This window comes from Metabacillus lacus, from assembly GCF_009674805.1.
Taxonomy (GTDB): domain Bacteria; phylum Bacillota; class Bacilli; order Bacillales; family Bacillaceae; genus Metabacillus_C; species Metabacillus_C lacus.
The window spans coordinates 1-15,894 of record NZ_WKKI01000018.1; the positions used below are offsets into that span (position 1 = coordinate 1).

A 15,894-nucleotide genomic window follows, 5' to 3' on the forward strand; every position below is an offset into this window, starting at 1 on the left:
TAAGGCTTCTAACCGTCGGTGCAACGGGATAGCCTAATCCATAACTAGCGGTTACGCTGGTGTTCTTAGGAATCCCCCACTTCAAACAGCTCGCAAGAGCCAGTTAAGTGGCGGGTAGTTCAAATTCTCTTGGTTGAAATCGCTTTTCTCATTTTTTCAAGCGCTTCCTGCCCGTTTTCTTTCAGTGATCTCATGACAATTACATACAAAGCATCCACATAGCTTAACTGAGCAATCCGAGAGGACAGTGCTTCTGATCTGTAATCTGTTTCATCAGAAAGTGTATAAAGTGAAAGGTCTGCCAGCTTTGTAAGCGGGGATTTGGCCATATTTGTGATCGCAACGGTTTTTGCACCTGTTTTTCCAGCCACTTCGCAAACATCAAGGATATCCTTTGTGGAGCCTGAATGAGACAGGAAAATAGCGCAATCATTTTTTCTCAGCTGAGATGCACTCATTAACTGAATGTGGGAGTCAGATGGTGCAGACACATTTAATCCTGTACGGATAAATTTGTGATAGGCATCCATGGCAAGAATTGAAGATCCCCCGCTTCCATAAAATTCTATCTTGCCGGCTCCGGTAATAAAATCTGCCGCTTTTTCCAATGCGGAGGTGTCTACAATCTGCAATGTGTCTTCAAGCGTTTTCATATTGGAACGAAAAACTTTGCTGGCAAGTGCTTTTGTATCATCCTCTTCAGTTATTTCATCATGAATATTTTTAATAGGGGTAACGACCTCGGAAGCCAGAGCAATTTTCATAGATTGATATCCGGTAAAACCTATTCGCTTACAAAACCGGAAAACGGTAGAATCAGCAACTCCCAACTCTTCTGCAAATTGGGTGATGCTTAAATGAATGATATTTTTTGGATCATTCAAAATAAAATCTGCAATCTGAGATTCCTTCGCACTGAAGCTCGGGTAAAGCGACCGGATCTTAGCCAGACATAAATGATTATTCATATTCATTATTTACTCAGTCCTTGTCTTCTTTAATGAAATGGTACTTTTCATTATAAAATAAAAAAAATTTCTTTGAAAGCGATTGCAAATAAAATAATTTTCTTTATAATTGAATATATAAAGAAAATTATTTCGATATAGGCGGTGCTTACATATGAAAGTGGGTATGATTGGATTAGGAAAAATGGGTTTTAACCTTGCATTACAACTGAATGAAAGAAATTTTGATGTAGAAGCATTTGATTTAAACGCAGAGGCTGTAGAAAAAATTTCCGCTAGAGGAATCTCAGCTCACTCCTCTATCACGCAGCTGACAAAGGCCTTTCCGGATAGAAAAATTTTGTGGCTGATGGTTCCGGCTGGAGAAGCTACAGAATCTGTTTTTCAGCAGCTGCTGGCAGCATGCAATGAAGGCGATATCATTATCGACGGAGGAAATGCTCACTATCAGGATTCAATACGAAGAGATGCGCTGGCAGCAGAAAAAGGTGTTTTCTTTTTTGATTGCGGGACCAGCGGAGGAACTGAGGGTGCCTTGAATGGAGCCTGTCTAATGATTGGCGGAAATAAAGAGGTGTTTTCATCCATTGAGTCAATTTTCAAAGAGATTTCAGTTGAAAACGGTTACCTGCATACGGGACCTGCTGGAAGCGGCCATTATCTTAAAATGATACATAACGGAATTGAATATGGCATGATGCAGGCAATCGCTGAAGGATTTGAAGTATTGGATAAAAGTCCTTTTCCTTATGATTTCAAAGAAGTTGCCAAAGTGTTTAATCATGGCTCCGTGATTCGTTCGTGGCTGATGGAATTAACAGAATCAGCTTTTGAGAAGGATGAGAAACTCTCCTCCATCAAAGGAGTCATGCATTCCTCAGGAGAAGGAAAATGGACGGTTGAGGAAGCACTGAATCTGCAAACAGCCACTCCCATTATCGCTCTTTCGTTAATGATGCGGTACCGGTCAATTGAAACGGATACATTCTCAGGAAAAGTGGTAGCAGCGCTGCGCAATGAATTTGGCGGCCATGCTGTAGAGAAAAATGAATAGGAGGCTAATGTGATGGATGGTTCAATGTTAATTATCATTGCAATTGCAGGTATATTTTCACTGTTATATTTGGTGATGGGCGTGAAGCTCCACGCATTTGTGGCATTGCTGCTTGTCAGTTTACTAGTTGGAATTGCAGCAGGGATGCCGCTTGGAGAGATTCTTAGTTCAGTAGAATCCGGAATGGGAGGAACCCTTGGATTTGTCGCGGTTGTTGTAGGCTTAGGTGCAATGTTTGGCCGAATGCTTGAAGTTTCAGGCGGAGCAGAGCGTCTTGCTCAGACTCTTATTGGCAAGTTCGGTGAAAAAAATTCGCAATGGGCACTGGGCATAACAGGGTTTATTGTAGCGATTCCAGTCTTTTTTGATGTTGGTTTTATCATTTTGGTGCCGATCATATACGGTCTGGCTAAAAAAACAGGAAAGTCTCTTTTATTCTATGGAATACCGCTGCTGGCAGGTTTGGCGGTTACGCATGCCTATATTCCTCCTACTCCTGGTCCAATTGCAGTAGCAACAATTATTCAAGCAGATCTTGGCTGGGTCATTTTGTTTGGTGCACTTGCCGGGATTCCTTCTATGATTCTTGCAGGTCCTGTTTTTGGTAAATTCATAGCAAAGCGTATTCATGTAACAGTGCCTGAATATATGGAAGTGGAGAAAAAAGAATACGACAAAGATCTTCCAAGCTTCGGCTTAATTGCGTTTTTAGTGTTTATTCCTTTAATCCTTATATTGGCAAATACCCTTTCAGGTGTGCTTTTAGAGGAAGGAAATACGGTCCGTTCTTTCCTGGCATTTTTAGGCCATCCCTTTGTTGCATTAACGATTGCTACACTTTTAACATTTGTCCTTCTTGGGACACGCCGCGGGTACACGAGAGATGAGGTTCAGGAAATTGCAACAAAGGCCCTTGAACCTGCCGGGATCATTATTCTTGTTACCGGCGCCGGGGGAGTATTTAAACAAATCCTGATCGATTCCGGTGTTGGGGACGTTTTAGGTCAAATGATGGCAAATTCTGCTCTGCCTCCTATCATGATGGCATTTGCCATAGCGCTATTGGTCCGCATCGCGCAAGGTTCTGCCACTGTTGCCATGGTAACAGCAGCAGGTCTGATCACGCCATTGATTGACGCCATAGGTTATTCTGGCCCAATCCTTGGGCTGATTGTTATTGCTATTGCTGCAGGAGCTACAGCTGTATCACATGTGAACGATTCAGGCTTCTGGCTCGTAAACCGTTTCTTCGGGCTCGATGTAAAAGATACCTTGAAAACCTGGACAGTGATGGAAACGATTATAGGAGTCACCGGCTTCCTGGTTGTGTTCACAATCAGTCTGTTTATATAATAGAAGAGCAGACAATATCTGAAAAATATAAATAAAAAACAAAAGAGCTGACAACACAATTTGTCAGCTCTTCGCTCATTTTTTCTGTAGGAGGAAACGGAATGAAACATACACATATGATTGGTGTTGATATTGGAACAACGAGTACGAAAGCTGTAGTATTTAGGAAAAACGGGGATTTCGTTTCCAGGGAAAATATCGAATACCCGCTTTATACACCTCATCCCGGAACAGCTGAGCAGGATCCTGATGAAATTTCCAAGGCCGTTCTGCAGGCGATACGCCGAAGTATGACTTCCAGCGGCCTTCCAAAAGAGGCGATCGCCTTTGTTTCCTTCAGTTCTGCCATGCACAGTGTAATTGCCATAGATGAAGCAGGGAATCCGCTGACAAAATCGATTACCTGGGCAGACAATCGAAGCAATGATTATGCGCTGAAGATAAAAGAGCAAAACGGCCATGACATTTACCTTCGAACAGGTACACCAATTCATCCAATGTCTCCCCTTTCAAAGCTTGCATGGCTCCATGCTGAACAGCCTGAGCTTTGCAAAAAGGCAGCTAAATTCATTTCTATTAAGGAATATGTATTCTTCAAGTTATTCGGGAAATTTGAAGTCGATTATTCCATCGCATCAGCAACCGGGATGTTTAACCTGCAGAAGCTAAACTGGGATGAGGAAGCACTAAGCATCGCAGGAGTAACACCTCAGAAGCTTTCCATTCCAGTTGATACGACTCATTTTCAGCAGGGATTATCCGCAGTTCATGCCTCAGTAATGGGACTTCCTGCTGATACCCCATTTTACCTTGGAGCAAGTGATGGCGTCCTGTCCAATCTTGGGGTAAATGCAATTGACAAAGGATCTGTTGCAGTCACGATCGGAACTAGCGGAGCAATCCGAACAGTTACAGATAAGCCTGTTACAGATCCGAAAGGACGAATATTCTGTTATGCGTTGACGAAGGACCGGTGGGTAATCGGCGGTCCGGTTAACAATGGAGGTATGATTTTCAGATGGCTTCGGGATGAGCTGTGCCAGGATCTTGTAAAAGAAGCGATGCTGTCGGGCACAAATCCGTATGATCTGCTTACTGCGATTGCTGATGGAGTTCCTCCAGGTTCTCACGGCCTTATCTTCCATCCTTATATGGCCGGGGAACGCGCGCCTATCTGGGACGCCAATGCCAGAGGATCCTTTTTCGGCCTGAGTTTACATCACAAAAAGGAAGATATGGTGCGGGCAGTATTAGAAGGGATTTTGTTTAATCTTTACAGTGTCCTGCTTGCACTTGAAGAATTAATTGGAGAACCTAAGCGTATTCAGGCAACAGGAGGATTTGCACAATCGGGAATATTACGTCAAATGATATCTGATATTTTTGATCAGGAAGTCGTTGTTCCGGAAAGCTTTGAAAGCTCCTGTTTTGGTGCATGTGTCCTCGGTCTGTATGCGAGAGGAGAAATGGAAAAACTGGAGGATGTCACTAGTCTTGTCGGCTCGGTTCATACTCATCAGCCGAATAAGGAAGCGGCAGCCACTTATCAAAAAGTGGCGCCATTGTACATTCGCTTATCCAGAATGTTTTCTGAGGAATATGAAGAAATTGCAAAACTGCAAAAAGAACTCTTATGAACAGCAGCCCTTTGAGGATGAAAAATCCTAAAAGGGCTGCTATTTTTTTTAAGCTTGCTGCATGCAAATGTCACTGTATATAAAAAACCTTGCTTCCAAAAGGAAAACAAGGCTCTTAACTATCTTTTACGCGCGTGATACATAGCTGCCGTCAGTAGTATTGACAATCAGGCGGTCACCTTGATTGACGAAGAATGGTACTTGAACAGACAGTCCTGTCTGTACAATAGCAGGCTTTGTGCCTCCTGAAGCAGTATCGCCTTTAATGCCCGGCTCTGTTTCAACTACTTCAAGTTCTACTGTATTAGGGAGCTCCACTCCAAGAGTTTCCCCATGGAACATCATGATGGATACTTCCATGTTTTCAATAAGATACTTCAGCTCATATTCAATGGACCCGGCAGGAAGCTCAAGCTGATCATAGGATTCTGTATCCATAAATATATGCATATCACCGCTTGCATATAAATACTGCATTTTTCTTGTTTCAATCTGTGCTTTTGCCACTTTCTCGCCTGCACGGAACGTTTTCTCCTGAATGGCGCCTGTACGCAGGTTACGAAGCTTAGAGCGGACGAACGCTGCACCTTTTCCCGGCTTAACATGCTGAAAGTCCATAACGCGCCAGATCCCATTATCCACTTCTATCGTGAGCCCGGTTCTAAAATCATTTACTGAAATCATTACTTGTTCCTCCTAAAGCAAAGGCCGGTCAGCCTTTTTATTTCTACTTATTTATGTAGCACAATTGTATCAAAGGATAATCAATTCTTTTGGCGAAGCTGTCAGGGATTCATTTCCATATTCTGTAATGACAGTATCGTCTTCAATTCTTACACCGCCAAGACCTGCAACATAGATTCCCGGTTCAACCGTCACAACCATGCCAGGTTCCAAAACCGTATCTGATTTTACTGAAAGAGCCGGCCCTTCATGAACTTCCATACCAAGACCGTGGCCTGTTGAATGCCCAAAGTACTCGCCATATCCCTTTTCAGTAATATAATCCCTTGTTAAAGCATCTGCTTCCCTGCCGGTCATACCAGGCTTTATGCCTTCCATACCAAGCAGCTGGGCTTTTAAAACAGTTTCATATATTTTTTTCAATTCATCCTTAGGCTCTCCCACTGAAATCGTTCTGGTGATGTCAGAACAGTAGCCTTTATAGTATGCGCCAAAATCAAGTGTTACAAAATCTCCTTTTTCGATCACTTTGCTGCTTGCTACACCATGAGGGAGTGCAGAGCGAATACCCGAAGCAACAATCATATCAAATGAAGAGGATGCTGCACCATTTTTACGCATGAAAAATTCCAGTTCATTGGCAACTTCCACTTCTTTCAGCCCCGGCTGGATGAACTTAAGAATATGCTGAAAAGCAGCATCTGCTATCTCTGCAGCTTCCTTTAATATCTTAATCTCTGATGGGGACTTAATCAAGCGTAACTTTTCAACTGCACCCGATACTGGAACAAGTTCAATGCCTGACATTTCTTTTTCATAGGCTTTGTATGTTGAATATGTAAGATGATCTTGTTCAAAGCCAAGGCGCCCAATGCCCATTTGTTTTGCCGCAGCTGCTGCTTCTTCTATAAGAGGCCGTTTATGCTCAATAATTTGAAAATCCTTAATCTGTTCTTCCGCCTGCTTCACATAACGAAAGTCAGTAAGAAAAGCGGCTTTTTCACCTGACACCAATGCAACCCCAGCCGTTCCTGTGAAGCCGGTCAGATATCTTCTGTTTACATCGCTTGTCACAAGCAGACCATCCACCTGTAAATCTTTTAAGCTTCCTTGCAATTTTTCAAGCACCATGATGATTCCCCCTTATTTTCTCTATTAAAGCAAGCAGCGCCAGCTCGTAGCCCTGAAAGCCCAGGCCTGATATTTGCCCGTCTGCCACTGGCGCTATGACGGATGTATGTCTGAACTCCTCACGGGCATACACATGTGAAATATGAACCTCAATAACCGGAACTGAAATACTTGCTACTGCATCACGAATTGCATAGCTGTAATGTGTATATGCACCTGGGTTGAAAACGATGCCTTCATATATTCCTTCTGCTTCGTGAAGCGCATCTATCAGGGCACCTTCAGAATTTGACTGAAGAAAATCAACCTCTATGCTGTTCCGATCGGCAAAAGCAATCAGTTTGTGCTCGAGATCCTCCAATGTTTCTCTTCCGTATACATTTGGTTCTCTTAATCCCAGCCTGTTCAAGTTGGGACCGTTCATGATTAAATAGTGTGCCACCTTGCATTCTCCTCTGCAAAAAGTTGTTGCAGCTATTTGCATTCTTTCCTGCAGCAGGCAGGGTTCTCAGGCAGTTGTACATCTTGATCCCAACAACAAGAGCAAAAAAAAGAATGCCTATTTATTAGACATTCTACCACAACCCGCGATTATGCACATCTCCTATTAGTCAGCTGCGTGAAAGCGTTTATCCGTGAGCATCTCATTATGTTCAAAAGAAATGGAGTAACCTACAAAAACACCATACAAAAGATAGAGACAGGCGCTTGTGATCACTGTTTCTCTTTTTAATTGAAAGATGGTTTTCACATCCGGGAAAATAGGATTCAGTACTAAAAATACCAGCCCCCATAACGCAAGGCCAAACACCATGCCCATCCACATGCCCTTAAAGCTTTTAAGAAAAAGAAAGTATCCGAGGGCTGAACCTACAGACAAAAGCCCAATGACCAAAATGCTGATGATATTGCCGAGCACTGTGTTCTTCCAATCTCCAATCATCACAGGCTGAAGAATCATGTTGGGTTCAATTTCAGTAAAATTAAATATATGGGCTGCCCATCCAGCTGAAGCCCAAAGCACTCCGCCAATAAAACCTGTGATAAGCGCCCGGGCGATAAATGGCAGGGGCTGCTCCCGCTTGTTCTGTTCCAGTCCAGGTTCCTTTTTGCTCTCTTCTTGATTTTTATCCTCCATGGATGCACCTCCTTTTCCCTATTATGTCCAAATATGGCTGAGAGCATGTTTTTTTCCGTTATGTGTAAAACTGTTTTTGATGGGTATACTAGCAATTAGATGGAGAAAGGTTCGCTCAAATCATTCTCTCCTTCTGTTTTCTCCGAAAATAACTCCTTCTCCTAGAGGTTTCAAGCCGTTTTATGTAGAATAGAATTAATAAACAAATTCCCATTTTGGTTTATTGCATTCTAAAAATAGGTTGGTGTGTTCATGGCAAAAGAAAACAAGCCCGTTTACGGAGGGCAGGCTGTGGTGGAAGGTGTGATGTTCGGCGGAAAGCATCACTATGTGACTGCAGTCAGGAGAAAAGATGATTCTATTGAGTATTTAACGCTTCCGCGTAAATCTGATAAGCTTCTAACATCGCTAAAAAAAATTCCTTTTCTAAGAGGAATTGTCGCAATCATAGAAGCCAGTGCAAACGGCTCCAAGCACCTGAATTTTTCAACGGACCGCTTTGATGTCGATCCAAGCGAAGATGAAAAAGTTGAGCAGGATAAAAAAGAGTCGAAGCTGTCAATGATACTAGGTGTTGCTGCGATCGGCGTAATTTCTTTTTTGTTCGGTAAGTTTATATTTACTTTGGTTCCTGTTTTTTTGGCAGAATTAACAAGACCTGTTTTTTCAGGTGATTTTTCACAGATTCTTATAGAAGGAATTTTCAAGCTTTTGTTTCTTTTAGCATATATATATGTTATCTCATTTACCCCGTTGATTAGACGTGTCTTTCAGTACCATGGGGCAGAACATAAAGTCATTAACTGCTACGAAAGTAATCTTCCTTTGAATGTGGAAAATGTACAAAAACAGTCCAGGCTTCATTACAGATGCGGAAGCAGTTTTCTTCTGTTTACTGTTATTGTAGGCGTTTTTGTGTATATGCTTGTACCTACAGAGCCATTATATGTACGGGTGCTAAACAGGCTTGCACTTATTCCGGTTGTGCTGGGCATTTCTTTTGAAGTCCTTCAGCTGACAAACAAACTTCGTGATGTTCCTGTGCTGAAAGCACTTGGCTACCCAGGTTTGTGGCTGCAGCTTCTGACGACAAAAGAACCTGAAGACAAACAGGTAGAAGTGGCAATCGCAAGCTTTAATGAACTGCTGAAACTAGAAAAGGAAACAGAGTCAGCTATAAAAACAGAACAAATTGTGTAATATCCCATCAAGATTTTAAGGAGGTGGTCTCTTGAAACGCAAACTCAATCCATTTTTTCTTGCCATTGCTATACTTGGTGCGATCGGTTTTGTTTATATGATTGTGGAAAGACCTTCTGAGCTTGTGATGATTTTTGCAACCTATGCCGTGATCGGACTACTAATCTTTTTTGCGGTCCGTTTCTTTTTGGGAAAGAGGCTTGGCGGAGCAGACAAGAATTTCACAAAAGCTGTCAAGCAGTCAAAACGGCGCTACACGGATGGTCCGCAGACGCAGGCTAAAAGCAGCCAGTCTAAGAAACCTACCAATATCGCCAGCAAGAAAAAGCGGCAGCAGCCCTCCCACCTGACAGTGATTGAAGGAAAAAAAGGCAAAAAGAAAAATAGAGCATTTTTTTAAAATGCCCATCTCCTTAAGAATTCTTCTGTTTTACTTCTTCCTAGCTCAACCAGAGCTAGTTTTTTTTGTTCTGTTAAACCAAATTCCGTCGTTAAAACATGATCTACCGGAATAAACACAATATTTTTTTCATGCTTTGAAGAAATATGCCTTGCATCATGTGCATTTTTCATCGTTTCAAAAAGTGCATTGTACAATTCAAAAGCATTCGTAATTTTATGCTTGGATGATTCCTGATCGTTTGAGCTGAGCTTTATGCCAAGCACAGGCCGCATTTGGTGATTGTTCCTGCAAAACAGCCATATCGGAAAATTGCTGAGCACTCCCCCGTCCACTACAAGGCTCACTCCTTCTGATGCAGTCAATTTTACAGGTTCAAAAAAATAAGGAAGGCTGCAGCTCATTCTAACCGCCCTGGCGATCGAAAAGCTTTCAGGCATAATCCCATAGGAGATTAAATCGTCGGGAAGAACCATCATCCTTCCATTGGTAATATCAGATGCAATAATTCTTAAAGCCCCTTTTTTTAAATCCCCGAAAGTAGAGACATTTTTATTTTTCAGCTTTTGTGCAATCCATTGTTCCAGCTTATTTCCTCTATATAGTCCCAGCCTCCAGTAGATCGATACCCAGCGCCATATTTTGGAGGGAATGAGCGTTTTTCGTTCATCAAGAAAGCTGCTTAATTCCAGCTCTTCCAGCATTTCTCTCACCTCAGAGCTGTTATATCCCGCTGCTATAAATGCAGCTACGATAGAACCAGCACTTGTTCCGGCAACCCTGACATATTTTAAGCCTCTTTTCTCTACAGCTTCAAAAGCCCCCGCAAATGCAAGACCTTTGATTCCGCCGCCGGAAAATACTCCATCGATATACAATCGCCCTCACCCCTTCAGAACGCCGTCTGTATATATGTAAGAAAAAGAAGAGGAAGATAGACCATAATGGCAAAAAAAGAGGCAATCCGTCTTATGGGCTGAAATGATAATAGCTGTGTAGAACGCAAAGCAGCAGATACGCCGGCGACATTCCCCAAGAGGCATAAACGCAAAAAGCCCGGATTTCTCCGGGCTTCTTGTTTCAGGGTTTTATTATGTTTCAGGGCTGTTTTCAGCTTGTTTATTAAGCTTTTTTAAAAGATCAATTCTGCTTTCATCTTCTTGAAAATATTGGACAAGGTCGCCGATCCGGTCAATGGCATCCCAGCTCAAATGATGTTCTATCCCTTCAACATCATTGTAAATATTAGCTTCCTCTACACCAATTATCCGGAGAAAATCTTCTAGAAGTTCATGCCTGGACAATAGACGCTTGCCTATTTTTTTTCCTTTTGGAGTCAGTATGAGGCCCCTGTATTTTTCATAAATGAGGTAGCCGTCTTTGTCGAGCTTTTGCACCATCTTAGTCACAGAAGACGGATGGACAGCGAGCGCCTCAGCTATATCAGATACTCTTGCATAGCCTTTATCTTCAATTAATTTATATATTTGTTCTATGTAGTCTTCCATACTTGGTGTAGGCATCCAGGACCTCCCTTAAAAAGCCATTTCATCTGTAAGAAACCATTTCAAGTTTACACCAGATGCTGCTGAATGACAAGCTGAGCGTGAAAGTTCAGAAGGTTATGCTCTTAAAAAAACCCCCATTCAGGGGGTTTATCCGGCATATTCCTTGCTGCTGCATTGTTCAATAAACATGTCAAACAGCTTTTGCATGTTTTCATACTTTTTCGCCATTTCTTCAGGATGCCACTGAACTCCAAGAACAGGCCAGCTTTTATCTTTTCCTTCCACTGCTTCAATGACTCCGTCCGGAGCATGTGCAGTAGCTGTCAGATCTTCTGCCAAGTCGTCAATCGCCTGATGATGGAGGCTGTTAATCTCAATCTCTGGACTTCCCATAATTTCGTAGAGCCTGGTCCCTTCCTTTATCTCAAGCATATGAGTAGCATCCGGAAGTACCGCATCCTGAGAGTGCTTGATCGCATCATCCCCAAATTCATACTCTATATCCTGTATCAGTGTTCCGCCAAGGGCGACATTAAGCGTTGAAATTCCTCTGCAAATTGCGAAGAGGGGAGTTTTTTCCTTTTTTGCCATTTTTACAACGTTCATCTCGGTAATATCTCTGTCCCGGTTGACCCTCCCTACTCCCGGACGCGGGTTTTGTTTATAGGAAAGCGGGTCAATGTCTTCTCCCCCGCTTAATAGAATGCCATCACATAACTTCACCCAATTTTCAGCAGAATCTTCGTTCACATCTATTGGAATTATAAGAGGTGTACCTCCAGCCTTAATAATGGCTTCAGGATAAGCATAATGAATAAGAACTGCGTCATTTCCCTTATGATTTACGGTGGAGCTTGTTATGCCGATTACTGGTTTCTTTGCAGTCATCTTAATTCCTCCTGTAACTTTCTCGCATATCGAATGTACTAGGTTTATACCCGTTCTCAATAAGGGGCACACTTTTTTACTTTTATAGATACGAAAAAAGCACAAGAATGCCGCATGCATCCTTGTGCCTTTTTAATATTAGAGGTCAAAACACTTACAATCCGCACTTGAGCTGAGCACCGCAGCTTGTACAAGTATTGCAGCCGCCCAGGTCTTCAACTGTACCTTCACGGCAAACAGGACATGTATTGCCCACTTCATTTCCGATTGTAACATCTGTTGATCTCAGGGCATGTATGGTATCTACCAGTACAACTTTCCCCTTCTCGGGAGCGGTGTTTTCTTCTTCCCCGTCATCCATAATATTTTCTTCTGCTTTCAGGGTTAACACCTGAGTGTCACGGCTGCCGTCTACGTAAACCGTTCCACCTTTTGCTCCCCCTTTATAAAGCCGTTCGTACACGTCCTTCACCTGATCCACTGAATAGCCTTTTGGGGCATTCACTGTTTTGCTGATGGAACTGTCGATCCACCGCTGAATGACACATTGAGCATCCGCATGAGCTTCAGGAGCAAGCTCCATTGCTGAGATGAACCAGGAAGGAAGATTTTCCGGATCTGCATCAGGGTTTCCATCAAGATATTCCTGAACAATATCAGCCTTTACTTCGATAAACTTGCCAAGTCTTCCGCTTCTGAAGTAAGAAAATGAGAAGTATGGCTCAAGACCCGTAGAAACACCAACCATCGTGCCCGTAGATCCAGTCGGAGCCACAGTCAGAAGGTGGGAATTGCGAATTCCATATTTCAGAATGCCTTCTTTTACATCCTCAGGCATTTTTTTCATGTAGCCTGTTTCAGTAAACGCTTTTCGGAGTGCCTCCTGTTCCTTTTCTGAATCTGCTGTAAGGAAAGGAAAGCTTCCTTTTTCTTTAGCGAGTTCAATGGAAGCGCGGTAAGCTGTAACAGCAATTGTTTCAAATACTTTGTCAATCAGCTTATTTCCCTCTTCGCTGCCGTATTCCGTTTCACAGTAGATCAGCAGGTCATGTAGCCCCATGACACCAAGTCCGACCCTTCTCTCTCCAAGAGCCTGCTTTTTATTTTCTTCAAGAAAATAAGGAGTAGCATCAATTACATTGTCCTGCATTCTTACGCCGGTTTCGACAGTTTCTTTCAGTTTTTCATAATCTACAGTTTTTGAAGCTTTGTCAGCCATTTCAGCAAGATTAACTGCAGCGAGGTTACAAACACTGTAAGGAGCGAGCGGCTGCTCACCGCATGGATTAGTTGCGACAACCTTATGTCCATAAGCGGCTGCGTTCGTCATTTCATTTGCATTATCAATAAAGAATATACCTGGCTCCGCTGAATAGGTCGCACAAATATTAATCAGATTCCATAATTCTTTTGCTTTAAGCTTTCTGTATGTTCTAACTTTGTATCCTTTGGCTTCCCACTCACGGACATCGCCAGATTCGTGCCATTGTTCATTATAATTTTTCATCTGCTCCTTATTGTAGCTTTCCACATCAGGGAAGCGCAGTTCATAATCGGCATCATGCTCGACAGCGTCCATGAATTCCTTTGTAAGGCAGACGGAAATGTTGGCACCAGTTAAAAACTCGGGATTATGGACAGTATAAGTTCCTCCAATGCCAAGTTTCATTTCTGCTTCTTTAATCGTCTTTGGAGAGAATCCTCCATTTCCAGGTACATTTTTAAAATTCACGATGCCCTGGTACATTTCTTCTTCCTGCAAAGTCAGCGGAGTAAATTTCAGCTTGTCCTCAGCAGCTTTACGAATGCCTTCATCCCCTGTATTTTCTATTAAATAACGAAGAATACGCGGATTTTGCATTTTACTGATAATAAATTCAACAATGTCAGGATGCCAGTCGGCCAGCATGATCATTTGCGCACCACGCCTTGAGCCGCCCTGCTCTACAAGATGAGTCAGTTTGGCAATATCATCAAGCCATGATACAGAGCCTGAAGATTTGCCGTTAACGCCTTTCGCAAGCGTATTTCGGGGCCTTAACGTTGAGCCGTTTGTCCCGACGCCGCCGCCCCGGCTCATGATTTCCATAACCTGTTTGCGATGCTCGGAAATGCCTTCTCTGGAATCCTGGACAAACGGCATAACATAACAGTTGAAGTATGTAACGTCCGTATCTGCTCCTGCACCATATAAAACCCTGCCTGCAGGAATAAAATTCAAGGAAGACAACTGTTGATAATACTTTTCAAACCATTCATTCCGCTTTTCTTCTGTTGCTTCAACTGATGCAAGTCCTGCTGCATTACGCCTTGCAATTTGCTCGTAATAGATTTCCAGTGGCTTTTCAATCACATCAAGTGATTTCTTTATGATGCCTGTTTCCATATCTTCCGGCTTATCCAGGGCATGGCGGTATTCTTCTTCCACCTGTACCAGCGCTGTTTTTTGCTGCCAGTCAATCTCCTTGATATATCCAAGTCCCCGTGCAGGAAATTTCGGATCTTCCTTAATTGTCAAAACAACAAAGTCACCTGCAGAAAGGGTAATTTTTTCAGTGTCTTTAAAAGTGTAGCGATCCAGCATCACAAGCCTTGAAACACCCTTGTGGGTCATTTTCATATCGCTTGTAACAGGGTGAACCTGAGGAAACAGCCCGATGTCTTTATTTAACTTTTCGATATCAATTTTTAATATATTGTTTACTGCAACAGACATAAATAACAGCTCCTTAATCTATCTCTAAATCTATAAAAATAACACTACCATATCCCTATTACACAATCAACATATAGTGTTTGTATATTATTCGACAACACCATATGTTGGGTTTGGAGAGGATTTTAAAGAAATTGTCAAATAAAAAAAAGAATATGAAACGGAGAAAAAAGGAGAAAATGAAAGGTAGATATATCTCAATGTAGAATTTCAAAGAAATTTGTCGTTTGCGTATTCTCTTGTACTTGAAGATTCTAATTTACAGGGTTTCAACAAATGAATCAACAGAATAAAATTGCCAAAAGGAACTACAAAGTTGGATTGATTATAATTAATTCTTGTTTAACCAGCCGGAAAAGGAGCAGCATCTGCTCCCTATCTTTTGTGATTCCATTGTGGTGATTCATATTTTTCTTTGGCTAGCTTCATGACAATCTCTTTTTCTTCCGCAGTCAGTTCATACGGCTGCAGTGAGATATTCAAGCCTTGTTCAAATCCCTCTTTAAAAGCAGCTGCGGCATCCACAAGGGTGACAGCCACTGAAGAAAGCGCATTAATCGCAACTGCCTTATTTTTAAAATTCCGCTGCATTCTTTCTCTGACTCTCTCACTCGGATAATGAAAAAGATCAAACAGCTTGTCTTCATCAATATCAAGCAGAATTGATCCATGCTGCAAGATGACACCTTTCTGCCTCGTTTGTGCGCTCCCGGCCACTTTCCTTCCTTCGACAACAAGCTCATACCAAGAGGGAGCATCAAAGCATACGGATGAACGGGGATCTTTCAGCCCCTGTTTCTCCTCTTCAGTCCTCGGGATGGCAAAATAGGCATCCAGTCCAAGCTTTCTAAAGCCTTCCAATATTCCTTCAGATATCACCCTGTATGCTTCAGTAACTGTCTTGGGCATGTTTGGGTGGCTTTCCGAAACAATTACACTGTAAGTCAGCTCCTGATCATGAAGGACGCCTCTTCCTCCTGTCGGTCTTCTGACGAAACCCAAACCGTATTTTTCAACTGCCGAAAAATTTATTTCCTTTTCAGCTTTTTGAAAATACCCGATAGACAGAGTTGCTGGATTCCAGCTGTAAAAACGGATGGTCGGCGGGATCTTTCCCTCGCTGTGCCAATCAAGAAGGGCTTCATCCAAAGCCATATTGAAAGCCGGGCTGCATGCGCCGGAATCAATAAATCTCCACACTTCTTTTTCCATGATTA

Annotated in this window: 15 protein-coding genes; 5 read left to right on the forward strand and 10 right to left on the reverse strand. The window is 42.5% G+C overall.

All coding sequences use genetic code 11. The features are described 5' to 3' along the window. Positions 1–119: 119 nt before the first annotated feature. On the reverse strand, positions 120–974 hold the full coding sequence (locus GJU40_RS10640) for a MurR/RpiR family transcriptional regulator (protein ID WP_154307742.1): 855 nt from the start codon (positions 972–974) through the stop codon (positions 120–122). A 148-nt stretch (positions 975–1,122) separates the two neighbouring features. Between GJU40_RS10640 and gnd the strand changes: the two genes are divergently transcribed. The 3 genes from gnd to gntK all read left to right on the forward strand — a co-directional run bounded on the left by gnd (position 1,123) and on the right by gntK (position 5,012). Beyond that, a complete protein-coding gene (gene gnd, locus GJU40_RS10645) occupies positions 1,123–2,022 on the forward strand; it encodes a phosphogluconate dehydrogenase (NAD(+)-dependent, decarboxylating) (RefSeq protein WP_154307743.1) in 900 nt (299 codons plus the stop codon). A 12-nt stretch (positions 2,023–2,034) separates the two neighbouring features. Further along, a complete protein-coding gene (locus GJU40_RS10650; protein WP_154307744.1) occupies positions 2,035–3,375 on the forward strand; it encodes a GntT/GntP/DsdX family permease in 1,341 nt (446 codons plus the stop codon). A gap of 101 nt (positions 3,376–3,476) precedes the next feature. Next, entirely contained in the window at positions 3,477–5,012 is a 1,536-nt protein-coding gene (gene gntK / locus GJU40_RS10655) for a gluconokinase (RefSeq protein ID WP_154307745.1), read from the forward strand. A gap of 126 nt (positions 5,013–5,138) precedes the next feature. On the opposite strand, the gene efp is transcribed toward gntK, so the two are convergent. The 4 genes from efp to GJU40_RS10675 all read right to left on the reverse strand — a co-directional run bounded on the left by efp (position 5,139) and on the right by GJU40_RS10675 (position 7,965). Then, positions 5,139–5,696 (reverse strand): elongation factor P, encoded by a 558-nt coding sequence (gene efp, locus GJU40_RS10660; protein ID WP_154307746.1) that lies wholly within the window; start codon positions 5,694–5,696, stop codon positions 5,139–5,141. 69 nt (positions 5,697–5,765) lie between these two features. After that, the gene (locus tag GJU40_RS10665; RefSeq protein WP_343031518.1) at positions 5,766–6,830 is read right to left on the reverse strand and encodes a M24 family metallopeptidase; all 1,065 of its coding nucleotides are present in this window, start codon (positions 6,828–6,830) and stop codon (positions 5,766–5,768) included. Beyond that, positions 6,817–7,269: a type II 3-dehydroquinate dehydratase gene (gene aroQ / locus GJU40_RS10670; protein ID WP_343031514.1), complete on the reverse strand. Its 453-nt coding sequence runs from the start codon at positions 7,267–7,269 to the stop codon at positions 6,817–6,819. Before aroQ ends, GJU40_RS10665 begins: the two co-directional genes overlap by 14 nt. A gap of 165 nt (positions 7,270–7,434) precedes the next feature. Beyond that, positions 7,435–7,965 (reverse strand): YqhR family membrane protein, encoded by a 531-nt coding sequence (locus GJU40_RS10675; RefSeq protein WP_154307749.1) that lies wholly within the window; start codon positions 7,963–7,965, stop codon positions 7,435–7,437. 252 nt (positions 7,966–8,217) lie between these two features. Between GJU40_RS10675 and GJU40_RS10680 the strand changes: the two genes are divergently transcribed. Together GJU40_RS10680 and GJU40_RS10685 are read left to right on the forward strand one after the other, a co-directional pair. Next, the gene (locus GJU40_RS10680; protein WP_154307750.1) at positions 8,218–9,165 is read left to right on the forward strand and encodes a DUF1385 domain-containing protein; all 948 of its coding nucleotides are present in this window, start codon (positions 8,218–8,220) and stop codon (positions 9,163–9,165) included. Between the two features lie 31 nt (positions 9,166–9,196). Next, positions 9,197–9,565 carry an SA1362 family protein gene (locus GJU40_RS10685; protein WP_154307751.1) on the forward strand — a complete coding sequence of 123 codons (369 nt, stop codon included), beginning with the start codon at positions 9,197–9,199 and terminating at the stop codon, positions 9,563–9,565. Here GJU40_RS10685 and GJU40_RS10690 read toward each other — a convergent pair. The 5 genes from GJU40_RS10690 to GJU40_RS10710 all read right to left on the reverse strand — a co-directional run bounded on the left by GJU40_RS10690 (position 9,562) and on the right by GJU40_RS10710 (position 15,889). Continuing rightward, positions 9,562–10,443 carry a patatin-like phospholipase family protein gene (locus GJU40_RS10690; RefSeq protein WP_154307752.1) on the reverse strand — a complete coding sequence of 294 codons (882 nt, stop codon included), beginning with the start codon at positions 10,441–10,443 and terminating at the stop codon, positions 9,562–9,564. The genes GJU40_RS10685 and GJU40_RS10690 overlap by 4 nt on opposite strands. A 213-nt stretch (positions 10,444–10,656) precedes the next feature. Further along, complete coding sequence (gene mntR, locus GJU40_RS10695) at positions 10,657–11,088, reverse strand: transcriptional regulator MntR (protein WP_154307753.1); 432 nt, start codon at positions 11,086–11,088, stop codon at positions 10,657–10,659. A gap of 132 nt (positions 11,089–11,220) precedes the next feature. Further along, positions 11,221–11,961 (reverse strand): gamma-glutamyl-gamma-aminobutyrate hydrolase family protein, encoded by a 741-nt coding sequence (locus tag GJU40_RS10700; RefSeq protein WP_154307754.1) that lies wholly within the window; start codon positions 11,959–11,961, stop codon positions 11,221–11,223. 154 nt (positions 11,962–12,115) lie between these two features. Further along, on the reverse strand, positions 12,116–14,677 hold the full coding sequence (locus tag GJU40_RS10705; protein WP_154307755.1) for a vitamin B12-dependent ribonucleotide reductase: 2,562 nt from the start codon (positions 14,675–14,677) through the stop codon (positions 12,116–12,118). Positions 14,678–15,052: 375 nt separating this feature from the next. Continuing rightward, positions 15,053–15,889, reverse strand: coding sequence for a lipoate--protein ligase family protein (locus tag GJU40_RS10710; protein WP_154307756.1), 837 nt, complete (start codon positions 15,887–15,889; stop codon positions 15,053–15,055). Positions 15,890–15,894 lie beyond the last annotated feature (5 nt).

Excerpts from the sequence above, each read along its gene's own strand:
- GJU40_RS10680 (WP_154307750.1), top strand. The coding sequence starts at position 8,218 with ATGGCAAAAGAAAACAAGCCCGTTTACGGAGGGCAGGCTGTGGTGGAA.
- gntK (WP_154307745.1), top strand. The coding sequence starts at position 3,477 with ATGAAACATACACATATGATTGGTGTTGATATTGGAACAACGAGTACG.
- mntR (WP_154307753.1), bottom strand. The coding sequence starts at position 11,088 with ATGCCTACACCAAGTATGGAAGACTACATAGAACAAATATATAAATTA.
- GJU40_RS10705 (WP_154307755.1), bottom strand. The coding sequence starts at position 14,677 with ATGTCTGTTGCAGTAAACAATATATTAAAAATTGATATCGAAAAGTTA.
- gnd (WP_154307743.1), top strand. The coding sequence starts at position 1,123 with ATGAAAGTGGGTATGATTGGATTAGGAAAAATGGGTTTTAACCTTGCA.
- GJU40_RS10700 (WP_154307754.1), bottom strand. The coding sequence starts at position 11,961 with ATGACTGCAAAGAAACCAGTAATCGGCATAACAAGCTCCACCGTAAAT.
- efp (WP_154307746.1), bottom strand. The coding sequence starts at position 5,696 with ATGATTTCAGTAAATGATTTTAGAACCGGGCTCACGATAGAAGTGGAT.
- GJU40_RS10640 (WP_154307742.1), bottom strand. The coding sequence starts at position 974 with ATGAATATGAATAATCATTTATGTCTGGCTAAGATCCGGTCGCTTTAC.
- GJU40_RS10650 (WP_154307744.1), top strand. The coding sequence starts at position 2,035 with ATGGATGGTTCAATGTTAATTATCATTGCAATTGCAGGTATATTTTCA.
- GJU40_RS10710 (WP_154307756.1), bottom strand. The coding sequence starts at position 15,889 with ATGGAAAAAGAAGTGTGGAGATTTATTGATTCCGGCGCATGCAGCCCG.
- GJU40_RS10675 (WP_154307749.1), bottom strand. The coding sequence starts at position 7,965 with ATGGAGGATAAAAATCAAGAAGAGAGCAAAAAGGAACCTGGACTGGAA.